The organism is Pseudomonas sp. Z1-14 (genome assembly GCF_051132005.1).
Classification (GTDB): Bacteria; Pseudomonadota; Gammaproteobacteria; order Pseudomonadales; family Pseudomonadaceae; genus Aquipseudomonas.
Genome location: NZ_CP071646.1, coordinates 3,924,949 through 3,938,918, shown reverse-complemented (window position 1 = coordinate 3,938,918; position 13,970 = coordinate 3,924,949). Strand labels below are relative to the sequence as shown.

13 protein-coding genes are annotated in these 13,970 nt (G+C 61.4%); all 13 read right to left on the bottom strand.

The genetic code is table 11. The annotated features are described in order from the left end of the window. Positions 1–76 precede the first annotated feature (76 nt). A complete protein-coding gene (gene nuoF / locus J3P89_RS17755) occupies positions 77–1,435 on the bottom strand; it encodes an NADH-quinone oxidoreductase subunit NuoF (protein WP_434695091.1) in 1,359 nt (452 codons plus the stop codon). After that, complete coding sequence (gene nuoE, locus J3P89_RS17750) at positions 1,432–1,929, bottom strand: NADH-quinone oxidoreductase subunit NuoE (protein ID WP_003180060.1); 498 nt, start codon at positions 1,927–1,929, stop codon at positions 1,432–1,434. The genes nuoF and nuoE overlap by 4 nt, the downstream gene beginning before the upstream one ends. A 2-nt stretch (positions 1,930–1,931) precedes the next feature. Then, positions 1,932–3,713 (bottom strand): NADH-quinone oxidoreductase subunit C/D, encoded by a 1,782-nt coding sequence (gene nuoC / locus J3P89_RS17745; RefSeq protein ID WP_434603708.1) that lies wholly within the window; start codon positions 3,711–3,713, stop codon positions 1,932–1,934. A gap of 72 nt (positions 3,714–3,785) precedes the next feature. Continuing rightward, entirely contained in the window at positions 3,786–4,460 is a 675-nt protein-coding gene (locus J3P89_RS17740) for a NuoB/complex I 20 kDa subunit family protein (protein ID WP_186609323.1), read from the bottom strand. 10 nt (positions 4,461–4,470) lie between these two features. Continuing rightward, a complete protein-coding gene (locus J3P89_RS17735; RefSeq protein ID WP_030141323.1) occupies positions 4,471–4,884 on the bottom strand; it encodes an NADH-quinone oxidoreductase subunit A in 414 nt (137 codons plus the stop codon). Positions 4,885–5,545: 661 nt separating this feature from the next. Beyond that, positions 5,546–6,871 carry an isocitrate lyase gene (gene aceA, locus J3P89_RS17730; protein ID WP_053123202.1) on the bottom strand — a complete coding sequence of 442 codons (1,326 nt, stop codon included), beginning with the start codon at positions 6,869–6,871 and terminating at the stop codon, positions 5,546–5,548. A gap of 505 nt (positions 6,872–7,376) precedes the next feature. After that, on the bottom strand, positions 7,377–8,138 hold the full coding sequence (locus J3P89_RS17725; RefSeq protein WP_434695090.1) for a secretin N-terminal domain-containing protein: 762 nt from the start codon (positions 8,136–8,138) through the stop codon (positions 7,377–7,379). A 247-nt stretch (positions 8,139–8,385) separates the two neighbouring features. Then, entirely contained in the window at positions 8,386–8,811 is a 426-nt protein-coding gene (locus J3P89_RS17720) for a GNAT family N-acetyltransferase (protein ID WP_434603710.1), read from the bottom strand. Next, a complete protein-coding gene (locus J3P89_RS17715) occupies positions 8,804–9,970 on the bottom strand; it encodes a cupin domain-containing protein (RefSeq protein WP_305495555.1) in 1,167 nt (388 codons plus the stop codon). The genes J3P89_RS17720 and J3P89_RS17715 overlap by 8 nt, the downstream gene beginning before the upstream one ends. Before the next feature lie 84 nt (positions 9,971–10,054). Continuing rightward, on the bottom strand, positions 10,055–11,425 hold the full coding sequence (purB, locus tag J3P89_RS17710; protein ID WP_434603714.1) for an adenylosuccinate lyase: 1,371 nt from the start codon (positions 11,423–11,425) through the stop codon (positions 10,055–10,057). Between the two features lie 189 nt (positions 11,426–11,614). After that, positions 11,615–12,238 (bottom strand): high frequency lysogenization protein HflD, encoded by a 624-nt coding sequence (gene hflD / locus J3P89_RS17705; protein ID WP_305495552.1) that lies wholly within the window; start codon positions 12,236–12,238, stop codon positions 11,615–11,617. Beyond that, positions 12,235–13,359 carry a tRNA 2-thiouridine(34) synthase MnmA gene (gene mnmA, locus J3P89_RS17700; RefSeq protein WP_434695089.1) on the bottom strand — a complete coding sequence of 375 codons (1,125 nt, stop codon included), beginning with the start codon at positions 13,357–13,359 and terminating at the stop codon, positions 12,235–12,237. Before mnmA ends, hflD begins: the two co-directional genes overlap by 4 nt. 59 nt (positions 13,360–13,418) lie before the next feature. Continuing rightward, positions 13,419–13,865: an NUDIX hydrolase gene (locus tag J3P89_RS17695; RefSeq protein WP_434624694.1), complete on the bottom strand. Its 447-nt coding sequence runs from the start codon at positions 13,863–13,865 to the stop codon at positions 13,419–13,421. Between the last annotated feature and the right edge of the window lie 105 nt (positions 13,866–13,970).

Sequence of the window (13,970 nt, the reverse complement as noted above, 5' to 3'; positions counted from 1 at the left end):
ATCCAAACAGCCTCGGTGAAAAGGCGTCATCGAACGAAAGGCGAAGGGCACGGACCCTTCGCCTTGTTAAGCGTCGTTACGCGCCGACCATGGTCGGCGTGACCACCTGATTGAGATCGCCCGCGCGGGTTGGCGCGATGCCGGCCTCGAACTCAGGGCGGAAGTATTTGATTGCGCTGCCCAACGGCTCCACGGCACCCGGTGCGTGAGCACAGAAGGTCTTGCCTGGGCCGAGGAAACCGACCAGCCCCAGCAGGGTCTCGATGTCGCCGGCCTGGCCCTGGCCGTTCTCGAGGGCCATCAGCAGCTTGACGCTCCATGGCAGGCCGTCGCGGCAAGGGGTGCAGAAACCGCAGGACTCGCGGGCGAAAAACTGCTCCATGTTGCGCAGCAGGGAGACCATGTTGACGCTGTCGTCCACCGCCATCGCCAGGCCGGTACCCATCCGGGTGCCGACCTTGGCGATGCCGCCGGCGTACATTTGTGCGTCCAGGTGTTCCGGCAACAGGAAACCGGTACCGGCGCCGCCGGGCTGCCAGCACTTGAGCTTGTAGCCGTCGCGCATGCCGCCGGCGTAGTCCTCGAACAGCTCGCGCGCGGTGACGCCGAACGGCAGTTCCCACAGGCCAGGGTTCTTGACCTTGCCGGAGAAGCCCATGAGCTTGGTGCCCATGTCTTCGCTGCCGTCACGGGCCAGGGATTTGTACCAGTCCACGCCGTCGGCGATGATCGCCGGCACGTTGCACAAGGTCTCGACGTTGTTCACGCAGGTCGGCTTGCCCCACACGCCAACAGCGGCGGGGAAGGGCGGCTTGGAGCGTGGGTTGGCGCGACGGCCTTCCAGGGAGTTGATCAGCGCGGTTTCTTCACCGCAGATGTAGCGCCCGGCGCCGGTGTGGACGAACAGCTCGAAATCAAAACCCGAGCCCAGGATGTTATTGCCCAGCAGGCCTGCGGCCTTGGCTTCTTCGACGGCACGGTTCAGGTGCCTGGCGGCGGTGGTGTATTCGCCGCGCAGGAAGATGTAGCCACGGTAGGTTTTCAGCGCGCGGGCACTGATCAGCATGCCTTCGATCAGCAGATGGGGCAGTTGCTCCATCAGCATGCGGTCTTTCCAGGTGTTGGGTTCCATCTCGTCCGCGTTGCACAGCAGGTAGCGGATGTTGATGGACTCGTCCTTGGGCATCAGGCCCCACTTCACGCCCGTGGGGAAGCCCGCACCGCCACGGCCCTTGAGGCCGGCGTCTTTCACGGTCTGGACGATGTCGTCGGCAGCCATGTCGGCGAACGCCTTGCGCGCGGCGGCATAGCCGTTCTTCGCCTGGTATTCGTCCAGCCACACCGCCTCGCCATCGTCACGCAGGCGCCAGGTCAGGGGATGGGTTTCGGCCGAACGCTGGATGCGGTTGGCGGGCCCGAAGGAAGTCAGGGTCATACGTAGCCCTCCAGCAGTTTGGCGACGCCATCCGGCTTGACGTCACCGAAGGTGTCGTCGTCGATCATCAGCGCCGGTGCCTTGTCGCAGTTGCCCAGGCAGCACACCGGCAGCAGCGTGAAGCGGCCGTCGGCGGTGGTCTGGCCCAGGCCGATGCCCAGCTTGCCCTGGATTTCGCTGACCACCGACTCGTGGCCGCCGATGTAGCAGACCATGCTGTCGCAGACGCGAATGATGTGGCGGCCCACCGGCTGGCGGAAAATCTGGCTGTAGAACGTGGCGACACCTTCGACGTCGCTCGCCGGAATGCCGAGGATTTCGCCGATGGCGTAGAGCGCGCCATCGGGCACCCAGCCACGTTCTTTCTGGACGATCTTCAGGGCTTCGATCGACGCCGCGCGCGGGTCTTCGTAGTGATGCAGCTCGTGCTCGATGGCCGAGCGCTCGGTTTCGCTCAGGGCGAAACGGTCTGTCTGGATAAGCGTGCTGTTCATGCTTAGCGGTCCACGTCGGCCATAACGAAATCGATACTACCCAGGTACGCGATCAAGTCCGCGACCATGCTGCCTTTGATCACCGAAGGGATCTGCTGCAGGTGCGGGTAGCTTGGGGTGCGAATCCGGGTGCGGTAGCTCATGGTGCCGCCATCGCTCGTCAGGTAATAACTGTTGATGCCCTTGGTCGCTTCGATCATCTGGAAGGATTCGTTGGCCGGCATGACCGGGCCCCACGAAACCTGCAGGAAGTGCGTGATCAGGGTCTCGATGTGTTGCAGCGTGCGCTCTTTTGGCGGCGGCGTGGTCAGCGGGTGGTCCGCCTTGTACGGGCCTTCCGGCATGTTGCGCATGCATTGCTCGATGATCTTGACGCTCTGGCGCATTTCCTCGACGCGAACCAGGCAGCGGTCATAGGCATCGCCGCTGGACGCCAGCGGGACTTCGAACTCGAAGTTCTCGTAGCCGGAGTACGGGCGCGCCTTGCGCAGGTCGAAATCGAGGCCGGTGGCGCGCAGGTTCGGGCCGGTGACGCCCCATTCCAGCGCTTCCTTGGTGTTGTACGCGGCGACGCCGACGGTACGACCCTTGAGGATGCTGTTCTGCAACGCTGCCTTGGTGTATTCGTCCAGGCGCTTGGGCATCCACTCGACGAAATCCTTGACCAGCTTTTCCCAGCCGCGCGGCAGGTCGTGGGCAACGCCACCGATGCGGTACCAGGCCGGGTGCAGGCGGAAACCGGTGATGGCTTCGATCACGGTGTAGGCTTTCTGGCGGTCGGTGAAGGTGAAGAACACCGGCGTCATGGCGCCCACGTCCTGGATATAGGTACCCAGGAACAACAGGTGGCTGGTGATGCGGAAGAACTCGGCCATCATGATGCGGATCACGTTGACCCGGTCCGGCACCGTGATGCCCGCCAGTTTTTCCACCGACAGGACGTACGGCAGGTTGTTCATCACGCCGCCGAGGTAATCGATGCGGTCGGTGTACGGAATATAGCTGTGCCAGGACTGACGCTCACCCATCTTCTCGGCGCCACGGTGGTGGTAGCCGATGTCCGGGACGCAATCGACGATCTCTTCACCGTCCAGTTGCAGGATGATACGGAACGCACCGTGGGCCGAAGGGTGGTTCGGGCCCAGGTTGAGGAACATGTAGTCCTCGTTGGCGCCGGAACGCTTCATGCCCCAGTCTTCCGGCTTGAAGCGCGCGGATTCTTCTTCGAGCTGCTGTTTGGCCAGGGTCAGGCTGTACGGGTCGAACTCGGTGGCGCGGGCCGGGAAGTCCTTGCGCAACGGGTGACCTTCCCAGGTCGGCGGCATCATGATGCGGGTCAGGTGCGGGTGGCCGGGGAAGTCGATGCCGAACATGTCCCAGACTTCACGCTCGTACCAGTTGGCGTTCGGCCAGATGCCGGTCACGGTCGGCACGCTGAGGTCGCTCTCGGACAAGGCGACCTTGATCATTACGTCACTATTACGCTCGATCGACAGCAGGTGGTAGAACACGGTGAAGTCGGCGCCCGGCAGCCCCTGGCGCTTGGTGCGCAGGCGCTCGTCCACGCCGTGCAGGTCATAGAGCATGACGTACGGCTTGGGCAGGTTGCGCAGGAAAGTCAGGACTTCGATGAGCCTGGCGCGGGCAACCCAAAGCACCGGCATGCCGGTGCGGGTGGCCTGGGCGGTGAACGCCTCGGCGCCAAAGCGGTTGTTCAGTTCGACGACCACATCCTGGTCGTCTGCCTTGTAAGGCGGGATGTACAGAGCACTGCCTGTAGTCATGGTTATTTATCGCTTTCGGTCAACGTAAAGAATGAAGCCAGGTTCTCGTTTCTTCTACAGAACAGAGCTGGATCAGACTTCGTCGGGGCTGCGCAGGTTGGTGACTGCGATTCGCTGTTCGCGGCGCTGTTCCTTTTGCGACGGCATGTCGGCGCGATAGACGCCTTGATCACCGACGACCCAGGACAGTGGGCGACGCTCCTGGCCGATGGATTCCTGCAGCAGCATCAGGCCTTGCAGGAACGCTTCGGGGCGGGGCGGGCAGCCGGGCACGTAGACATCCACCGGCAGGAACTTGTCGACTCCCTGGACCACGGAATAAATGTCGTACATGCCGCCGGAGTTGGCACACGCGCCCATGGAAATGACCCACTTGGGTTCCAGCATCTGTTCGTACAGGCGCTGGATGATGGGAGCCATTTTCAGGAACGGCGTACCGGCGATAACCATGAAATCCGCCTGGCGCGGCGATGCCCGGATCACCTCGGCGCCAAAGCGCGCGATGTCGTGGGGCGCCGTGAAGGCGGTGGTCATTTCCACGTAGCAGCACGAAAGGCCGAAGTTGTACGGCCACAGGGAGTTCTTGCGACCCCAGTTGACCGTGCTGTTCAGCACGTCTTCGAGCTTGCCCATGAAGATGTTCTTGTGAACTTGATCCTCTAACGGATCGGAAACGGTTTCCCGCTTGCCGATCGGATATTGCTCGTTAGGAGCATCGGGGTCGATCCTGGTGAGATTGTATTGCATTGCCAAAGCCTCATTGTTTCAGCTTCGCCTGCCGCTTGCGCCGAGCTTCCGGAGCCCAATCAAGAGCCCCCACTCGGTAAAGGTAGACAAGACCTGCCAACAGAATTGCTATGAAAACGAGAGCTTCGACGAATCCGGTCCAGCCGCTTTCGCGGACGGACACAGACCATGCAAAGAGAAAAAGGGCTTCGATATCGAAGATCACGAAGAGCATCGCGACCAGATAGAATTTGGCTGAGAGCCGCAAGCGGGCGCCACCGGTAGGCAGCATGCCGGACTCGAACGGTTCATTCTTGCTGCGGCCCCAGGCTTTTGACCCGAGCAGGCTCGACACGCCGAGCATGAAGGCACACAGGCCGACAACACCCAGAAGGAAAATGGCAAAGCCCCAGTTGTGGGCCATGAGTCCTGTCGCTTCGGGCATGCTGGAAATCCTTAACAGAGAGCAAAGGTCTCTGAGCTTGAAAAGAAATAACGCAGTGACGATATGTCGCAGCAATCAATCGCGGTGATTTTATGGCTAAACACCGGGCAAGTAAAATTCCTATAGCGAAATTATTTATTGGAATAAGGACATAGCGCGCCTCCACGACCTCGCGAGCCCGGCCCCGTGGGGATTGGCTGTCGAATCCACAATGGAATTTCGTTTTGGATGTAACAATGAAAACGCCCTTCAAATGATAATTATTATTGTTTGGCTCGCGATCGCCGTATGGGCTCGATGCAACAACTGAGAACATGTCTTATATAGCGGTGATCGCAGTTGTCAGCGCCGGCCGTTTTACTCTTTTTCAGACTGCCCGTTACTGCGTTCGATCAATCTTTTTGTTTTTTCTGCGGTAGCTTCCTTGAGGGCTGTCTGGATCCTTGTGGCGAGGGAGCTTGCTCCCGCTTGAGTGCGAAGCGCTCACAAAAAGGCTGCTGCGCAGCCAGCGGGAGCAAGCTCCCTCGCCACAATATCCTTTCATGTGACGACGTTGCTGCTAAAGCATAGGCAAAAAAAAGCCCCGAACCAGTCGGGGCTTCAAATCGTCGGCTTTGCGGTTAGCTTTTATTCGGTCCGCAAGGGCCGTTTACGCGTGCAATCAGTGGAACTGTTCTTCTTCGGTCGAGCCGGTCAGTGCGGTCACCGACGAGGTACCGCCCTGGATCACCGTGGTCATGTCATCGAAGTAGCCGGTGCCGACTTCCTGCTGGTGGGCCACGAAGGTGTAGCCTTTGGCGGCGTCAGCGAACTCCTGCTCTTGCAGCTTCACGTAGGCGGTCATGTCGTTGCGGGCGTAGTCGTGCGCCAGGTTGAACATGCTGTGCCACATGTTGTGGATGCCGGCCAGGGTGATGAACTGGTGCTTGTAGCCCATGGCGGACAGTTCGCGCTGGAACTTGGCGATGGTCGCGTCGTCCAGGTTCTTCTTCCAGTTGAAGGAAGGCGAGCAGTTGTACGACAGCAGTTGGTCCGGGTATTCCTTCTTGATCGCTTCGGCGAAGCGACGGGCCTCGTCCAGGTCCGGCTTGGCGGTTTCGCACCAGATCAGGTCGGCGTACGGGGCGTAGGCCAGGCCACGGGCGATGGCCTGGTCGAGACCGGCGCGCACCTTGTAGAAGCCTTCCTGGGTACGGGTGCCGGTGACGAACGGCTGGTCGTACGGATCGCAGTCGGAAGTCAGCAGGTCAGCGGCGTTGGCGTCGGTACGGGCCAGAATGATGGTCGGTACGCCGGCAACGTCGGCGGCCAGGCGCGCGGCGGTCAGCTTCTGTACGGCTTCCTGGGTGGGAACCAGTACCTTGCCGCCCATGTGGCCGCATTTTTTAACCGAGGCCAGCTGATCTTCGAAGTGCACGCCGGCGGCGCCTGCCTCGATCATGCTCTTCATCAGTTCGTAGGCGTTCAGTACGCCGCCGAAACCGGCTTCGGCGTCAGCCACGATTGGCGCGAAGTAGTCGATGTAGCCTTCGTCGCCCGGGTTCTTGCCGGCTTTCCACTGGATCTGGTCGGCACGACGGAACGAGTTGTTGATGCGCTTGACCACGGTTGGAACCGAATCCACCGGGTACAGCGACTGGTCGGGGTACATGGACTCGGCGGAGTTGTTGTCCGCGGCCACTTGCCAGCCCGACAGGTAGATGGCCTGGATACCGGCCTTGACCTGCTGCACAGCCTGGCCGCCGGTCAGGGCGCCCATGCAGTTGACGAAGTCTTTCTCGGGACGGAAGGCTGGCTTGGCGCCCTGGGTGACCAGGTTCCACAGCTTCTCGGCGCCCAATTTCGCGAAGGTGTGCTCAGGTTGCACCGAGCCACGCAGACGGACGACGTCAGCAGCCGAATAATTGCGCTTCACGCCTTTCCAGCGCGGGTTTTCAGCCCAGTCTTTTTCAAGGGCTGCAATTTGCTGTTCGCGTGTCAGTGCCATGGAAATAAACCTCGTCGCGTCTTGTATGGATGGTCGTTCCGGGCTGGAAGGTTCCAGCTCGTCAATCGCACCAGTCATTGGTGTGAAGGGCTGCTCGCTGACCAGGAGGCTGGCATACAAGTCGGTTCAGGCGGGGAGGCGACGGGATGAACGATGGGCTCGAGGGGAAAGTGAGCAGGTAGGGGCGAGCTGCGGGCGCATTCGGGCGTCGTGGGCCTTCATACGAACTCAGAGTGATGCCGGGTTACCTAGTTACGCTTCCGTCCCTCGGGACAACTTCGTTCCAGTCGCAACCTCGTCAAACACACCTTGTGGGCGGTACAGACACGAATCGGCTCGCAGGGTAGTTGCAAGCTTCGACCCGAAGGCCCTTGCCAGGGCCCCTGATTAGCGGGAGCGAGGCCATCATGCCTTCGGTTTTTTGGCTCGTCAAACGTTTTGTAGTGCTTTTTTTCAGGCACTACATCTTTGGTCTAATACGACTTATCAGTCAGTTTCTGGTGCTTCAGTTCAGCGTATCGACCTTGACCCGCAAAATCATGTCATCCCGGCCTTGGGTCGAGTAGCTGCGGGTCAGGCCTTGTTTATCGGCCTGATTCTGCCGATTCACCCCGGCCAGGGTGATCCACTCGCCCAGGCGCCCGCTGACGGTTGTGTCGGTGCTTTGCACGTTCACTACATCGGGACGTTCCTGGCTCATGCGGTCACGGTTGGTGCTGATGCTCAGATGAACGGTCTCGCCGGTGACGCTGGCCGTCACGTAAAAACCCTGGGTGACATTGCGGTATTCGGTCTGGCTTTGCATGCGCCCATAGCCATCGGTCTGGTTGCTGGTGAAGGGCACGCTCTGGCCCACCTGGATCAGCGCCGGCTGGCCCTCGCTGGCCTGGATCTGCTGCACGCCGCCGTCACGGCTGGCGGTGCTGCGGTTGATGATGCGGGTCTGGCTGGGTGCGGCTCCGTTGATCGAGTAACCCTGGTCGCCTTGCAGGTTGTTTTCATTGGTGTCGACCGTGATCAGCAAGCGCTTGGGAGCCACGTCGAGCTGCGTCAGGAATTGTCGAAGTTCTTCGATCTTGCCGGGTTCGGCGTTGACGATCAGTTGGTTGCCGTAAGCGCTGACCTGGCCATCCTTGCCGATGAAGTTCTGCGCCACAGGCAGCAAGTCCGCGCTGGTGCGGTAGTTCAGCGGCACGATTTCGGTAGCCGCCATGACTGACAGGCTGCAACCGAGCAGCAGGGTGGTCAGCAGGGTACGTAGGGACATGTCCATTTCTCCGCGAGACAAAAGCTGGATATTGCCAGTTTGTCGGCCCCGGGTGGGGCAAGTTGAATGGTAGACGGCAAAACGCCCCGGCATCGGTGGATGGCGGGGCGTTTTTGGGCGTTGCAGGATGTTGTTGCAGGCTGCCTTTGTGGCGAGGGAGCTTGCTCCCGCTGGGTCGCGAAGCGACCCCAAAAAGCGGGGGCCGCTGCGCAGCCCAGCGGGAGCAAGCTCCCTCGCCACATGGGTCTCAGGTCGAATGACGGACCATGTCCACGTGAGGAATCCCGGCTTCGAGGAACTCCTCGCTGACCACCGCAAACCCCAGTCGCTCGTAGAACGGCGTGGCGTGCACCTGAGCGCTGAGCATCTGCTGCTTGAGCCCGCGCTTCTCGGCCTCGGCGATTGCTGCGTGCATCAGCGCATCGCCGACTTTCAGGCCGCGCCAATCCTTCAGGACCGAGACGCGGCCGATATGGCCATCGGTCAGCAGGCGCGCGGTGCCGATGGGAAAGTCGCCTTCGAAGGCCAGGAAATGCACGGCATCCTGATCGTCCGAATCCCACTCCAACTCCGGCGGCACGGATTGCTCGGCAATGAATACCGCTTCACGAATGCGCCGGATCTCGGCGTTATCCTTTTGCCAGTCTGCGACACGAACGTGAATTTTATTCATCGGCGAACCCCAGGCTACCTTGCTTGACCAATTCATGAATGAGGCCGCGACCGTCCTCGTCGGCCAGCCATGGGCCGAGGTTCTCGATGTGCAGCGCGTCGGCGGCACAGATCATCTTCAACAGGTCGCGCAATTTGCCCGGCAAATAACGGCTCTGGCCGCTGGCGAACAGCAGCAGGTCGTCATCGACTTCCGACCAGGCCAGGCGAGCGCTCGGGTTGCGAATGATCACCGCGCCCTGTTCCAGGCCGGCCAGCAAATCGTCTTCTTCCAGCTCCGGGCCGACGACCAGTTCCGGATAGCGCGGCTCGGTCATGAACTGGCCGAACCAGGTCAGCAGCAGGCGCTCGTCGCTCATGTGCTCGGCCAGCAGGCCCTTGAGTCGGTCCAGGGCGTCATGCTGGATCTGATGCGGGTCGGCGACAGGCCGCGCATCGGCGTCGGTGTAGCGCTCTTCGTCCGGCAGGAACTGGCTGAGGAAGTCGGTGAAATGGGTCAGCACCTCGGCGGCGCTCGGTGCGCGGAAACCCACCGAATAGGTCATGCAGTCATCCACGGCGACGCCGCAGTGGGCCAGGCGCGGCGGCAGGTAGAGCATGTCGCCAGGTTCCAGGACCCATTCCTCGGTCGCCTCGAAATCGGCGAGGATGCGCAGGTCCGCATGGGGCAGCAGCGGGCTTTCGGAGTTGCACATCTGGCCGATTTTCCAGTTGCGCTTGCCGTGGCCCTGCAGCAGGAACACATCGTAGTTGTCGAAATGCGGGCCAACGCCGCCACCTGGGGCAGCGAAGCTGATCATCACATCGTCGATGCGCCAGCTCGGCAAAAAGCGGAAATGCTCCAGCAGCTCGCTGACTTCCGGTACGAACTGGTCGACCGCCTGCACCAGCAGGGTCCACTCGCGCTCCGGCAGTTTGCTGAATTCGTCTTCGGCGAACGGGCCGCGACGCAATTCCCAGGGGCGCTCGCCGTGTTCGATCACCAGGCGTGACTCGATCTCTTCCTCAAGCGCAAGGCCGGCCAGTTCGTCGGCGTCGATCGGGCTTTCGAAGTCAGGAATGGCCTGGCGGATCAGCAGGGGTTTCTTCTGCCAGTAGTCGCGCAGGAACTCCCGTGCCGTGATACCGCCCAGGAGTTGCAGTGGAATGTCAGAATTCATGTGTAACCTATTGAAAAAATATACTTTTCAGACGCGAATAAAAACGCCCGGCGCGGCCGGGCGTCTCAAAGGTGAAGCGATGTGTCAGATGCGCTTGGCTTGTGCCGCCGCGTTGCCGATGTAGCTGGCCGGGGTCAGTTTCTTCAGCTCTGCCTTGGCCTCGGCAGGCATGTCCAGGCCATCGATGAAAGTCTGCAACGCGTCCGGGCTGATGCCCTTGCCACGGGTCAGTTCTTTCAGCTTTTCATAGGGGTTTTCGATGTTGTAGCGACGCATCACTGTCTGGATCGGCTCGGCCAGGACTTCCCAGCAGGCATCCAGGTCGGCGGCGATTTTCTGCTCGTTCAGTTCCAGCTTGCTGATGCCCTTGAGGCTGGCCTCATAGGCGATGACGCTGTGGGCAAAACCTACGCCCAGGTTGCGCAGCACGGTGGAGTCGGTCAGGTCGCGCTGCCAGCGGGAAATCGGCAGCTTGCTCGCCAGGTGCTGGAACAGCGCGTTGGCGATGCCCAGGTTGCCTTCGGAGTTTTCGAAGTCGATCGGATTGACCTTGTGCGGCATGGTCGAGGAACCGATTTCGCCGGCGATGGTGCGCTGCTTGAAGTAACCCAGGGAGATGTAGCCCCAAATGTCACGGTCGAAGTCGATCAGGATGGTGTTGAAGCGCGCGATCGCGTCGAACAGCTCGGCGATGTAGTCATGCGGCTCGATCTGGGTGGTGTACGGGTTGAAACTCAGGCCCAGCTCGTCTTCGATGAAGGCGCGGGCGTTGGCTTCCCAGTCGATGTCCGGGTAGGCCGACAGGTGGGCGTTGTAGTTGCCCACGGCGCCGTTGATCTTGCCCAGCAGTGGCACGGCGGCTACCTGGGCGATCTGGCGCTCCAGGCGATACACCACGTTCGCCAGTTCCTTGCCCAGGGTGGTCGGCGAAGCCGGTTGACCGTGGGTGCGCGACAGCATCGGCACGTCGGCGAAGCGGATCGCCAGTTCGCGGATGGCCTGGGCGGTCTGGCGCATCAGGGGCAGCATCACCTCGTCACGGCCTTCGCGCAGCATCAGGGCGTGGGACAGGTTGTTGATGTCCTCGCTGGTGCAGGCAAAGTGAATGAACTCGCTGACGTTGGCCAGTTCCGGCAGCTTGGCCGCCTGCTCCTTGAGCAGGTATTCGATGGCCTTGACGTCGTGGTTGGTGGTGCGCTCGATCTCTTTGACGCGCTCGGCGTGCTCCAGCGCGAAATCGTCGGCCAGGGCGTTCAGTACCGCGTTGGCTTCGGCGGAAAAGGCCGGTACTTCGCCAATGCCAGGGTGAGCGGCCAGGCGCTGGAGCCAGCGCACTTCAACCAGAACGCGGGCACGGATCAGGCCGTACTCGCTGAAAATAGGGCGCAGGGCCTGGGTTTTGCCGGCGTAGCGGCCGTCTACAGGGGAAACCGCAGTGAGCGAAGAGAGCTGCATGGGGTGTTCTCGGACAGTCGGGCAACGAAATGGGGCGCGTATCATACATGAAATCCAGCGCCGGTCCGTTGCCAACTGACCGGCGTGTTACGCGTATCGAGATAAAACTGTTCATTACCTGTGGCGAGGGAGCTTGCTCCCGCTGGGCTGTAAGCAGCCCCTCAATGTCCACAAGCAGGTCGAGGCGACTTATTCGTTGCGCATCAACGGGTAAAGCTCTTTCAGCAATTTGCGCCGGCTGATCACCAGTTGCCAGCGATGCCCACCCAGTTGTCGCCACAGCCGCGCCGAGCGAATCCCGGCCAGCAACAGGGCGCGGATCTTCGAAGCGTTACTAGGCTGCTGCAGGTTGCGCATGTCGCCGTGCACCTGGATGCGCTGGCGCAGGGTACTCAAGGTGTCCTGGTACAGCGCGCCGCAAGCGGCGATCACGTTCTCGTGGGACGGGCCGAAGTGTTCGACCTGGGACTGGATCTGCGGCAAGCGTTTGCCGATGGTCTCCAGCAGGTCGTCGCGCTTGGCCAGCTGGCGCTCCAGGCCCAGCATCGACAGGGCGTAGCGCAGCGGCTCGCGTTGCAGGGCACTGGGGTCGCGCTCCAGGGCGCCGATCAGCGCACGGTAGCCTTCGCGCAGGTTCAGGTCATCGCCACCATAGACTTCCAGGGTGTCCTTGGGATCGCGCACCAGCAGGCTGCCGAGCATGCAGCCCAGGCCGGCTTCGGTGGCCTGGCCGGTCTTGGCGATCCGGTCCACCAGCACCGCGGCGAGAAACACCCCGCCGAGTGCCGTCAGTTGTTCCTGGATCGGCGTCATGCCTGGCTGCTCCATGGCTCGGCGACTTCTATCACGCCGCCGCCGAGGCAGATTTCACCGTCGTAGAACACCACGGACTGGCCGGGCGTGACCGCGCGCTGCGGATCATCGAACGTGGCGCGATAGCCGCTGGCGGTTTTTTCCAGGGTGCAGGGTTGGTCGCTCTGGCGATAGCGAACCTTGGCCGTCAGGCGGCGCGGTTCGCTGAGGTCGATCGGGTTGACCCAATAGATATCGGAGGCCAGCAGGGCACGGGAAAACAGCCATGGATGGTCATTGCCCTGGCCAACGATCAGCTCGTTGTGCTCCAGGTCCTTGACCAGCACGTACCAAGGCTCTTCACCGGCGTCTTTCAAGCCGCCGATGCCCAGGCCCTGGCGCTGGCCGATGGTGTGGTACATCAGACCATGGTGGCGGCCGATGACTTCGCCTTCGGTGGTCTTGATCTCGCCCGGCTGGGCCGGCAGGTATTGCTTGAGGAAATCGCTGAAGCGCCGTTCGCCGATGAAGCAGATCCCGGTGGAATCCTTCTTCTTGGCGGTGGCCAGGTCATGTTTCTCGGCAATCGCGCGCACTTCGGGTTTTTCCAGTTCGCCCACCGGGAACAGGGTCTTGGCGATCTGTTCACCGCCGACGGCGTGCAGGAAATAACTCTGGTCCTTGTTCGGGTCCAGCCCCTTGAGCAGCTCGGTACGACCGTCGATGTCGCGGCGGCGCACGTAGTGACCGGTGGCGATCAGGTCGGCGCCGAGCATCATGGCGTAGTCGAGGAACGCCTTGAACTTGATTTCGCGGTTGCAGAGGATGTCCGGGTTCGGCGTGCGACCGGCCTTGTATTCGGCGAGGAAGTGCTCGAACACGTTGTCCCAGTATTCCGCGGCGAAGTTGGCGGTGTGCAGCTTGATGCCGATCCGGTCGCAGACGGCCTGGGCGTCCGCCAGGTCGTCCATGGCGGTGCAGTATTCGGTTCCGTCGTCTTCTTCCCAGTTCTTCATGAACAGGCCTTCCACCTCATAACCCTGCTCGATCAGCAGAAGGGCGGAAACGGAAGAGTCCACGCCGCCGGACATGCCGACTATGACGCGTTGCTTGGGGGTGCTCGAAGAGGCTGGATCACGCATAGGAATTCAATGAGTGTCTTGAAAAAGGACGCGATTCTATCAGGCCCGGGCGTGCAAGGCTAAAGAGAAGGGCGGATAAGCTCCAGGCTGTGGCGATGGCCGGCCAGGTAATCGTCGATGCAGCGGATGACCAGCTCGCTGCGCCAGCGGTCGCGCTGTGTCAGCAATTCGTCGCGGGTCAGCCACTTGGCGCCGAGGATGCCGTCGTCCAGTTGATAATCCGGGTGGTGTTTCAGGGCTTTGGCGGCGAAGCAGACCCGCTGGTAGGTCACGCCGTTGCTCGGGGCGGTGTAGAGGTAGAGGCCGGTGACGCTGGTGGGTTCGACGTCCCAGCCGGTTTCTTCGAGGGTTTCGCGTATGGCGGCTTGGATCAGTGTTTCGTTCGGGTCCAGGTGGCCGGCGGGCTGGTTGAGCACTGCTCGTCCGCCCTTGGATTCTTCGACCATCAGGAAGCGGCCGTGGTCTTCGACGATGGTGGCGACGGTGATGTGGGGTTGCCAGTTCATGAGACTCCTCTATTTCTCGGATTTTGTTGGCTGAGTACATATCCATTGCTGCGGTCACGGCTGCTTAGGGTTCCGCCCTTACGGCGGGTCACTTTTTTCAGACGC

What these genes read in the sequence shown, in the direction of transcription:
- nuoE (WP_003180060.1), bottom strand. Translation starts at nt 1,929, where the DNA reads ATGAACAGCACGCTTATCCAGACAGACCGTTTCGCCCTGAGCGAAACC.
- nuoF (WP_434695091.1), bottom strand. Translation starts at nt 1,435, where the DNA reads ATGACCCTGACTTCCTTCGGGCCCGCCAACCGCATCCAGCGTTCGGCC.
- mnmA (WP_434695089.1), bottom strand. Translation starts at nt 13,359, where the DNA reads ATGCGTGATCCAGCCTCTTCGAGCACCCCCAAGCAACGCGTCATAGTC.
- J3P89_RS17720 (WP_434603710.1), bottom strand. Translation starts at nt 8,811, where the DNA reads ATGAATAAAATTCACGTTCGTGTCGCAGACTGGCAAAAGGATAACGCC.
- J3P89_RS17715 (WP_305495555.1), bottom strand. Translation starts at nt 9,970, where the DNA reads ATGAATTCTGACATTCCACTGCAACTCCTGGGCGGTATCACGGCACGG.
- J3P89_RS17695 (WP_434624694.1), bottom strand. Translation starts at nt 13,865, where the DNA reads ATGAACTGGCAACCCCACATCACCGTCGCCACCATCGTCGAAGACCAC.
- J3P89_RS17740 (WP_186609323.1), bottom strand. Translation starts at nt 4,460, where the DNA reads ATGCAATACAATCTCACCAGGATCGACCCCGATGCTCCTAACGAGCAA.
- nuoC (WP_434603708.1), bottom strand. Translation starts at nt 3,713, where the DNA reads ATGACTACAGGCAGTGCTCTGTACATCCCGCCTTACAAGGCAGACGAC.
- hflD (WP_305495552.1), bottom strand. Translation starts at nt 12,238, where the DNA reads ATGACGCCGATCCAGGAACAACTGACGGCACTCGGCGGGGTGTTTCTC.
- J3P89_RS17735 (WP_030141323.1), bottom strand. Translation starts at nt 4,884, where the DNA reads ATGCCCGAAGCGACAGGACTCATGGCCCACAACTGGGGCTTTGCCATT.
- aceA (WP_053123202.1), bottom strand. Translation starts at nt 6,871, where the DNA reads ATGGCACTGACACGCGAACAGCAAATTGCAGCCCTTGAAAAAGACTGG.
- J3P89_RS17725 (WP_434695090.1), bottom strand. Translation starts at nt 8,138, where the DNA reads ATGTCCCTACGTACCCTGCTGACCACCCTGCTGCTCGGTTGCAGCCTG.
- purB (WP_434603714.1), bottom strand. Translation starts at nt 11,425, where the DNA reads ATGCAGCTCTCTTCGCTCACTGCGGTTTCCCCTGTAGACGGCCGCTAC.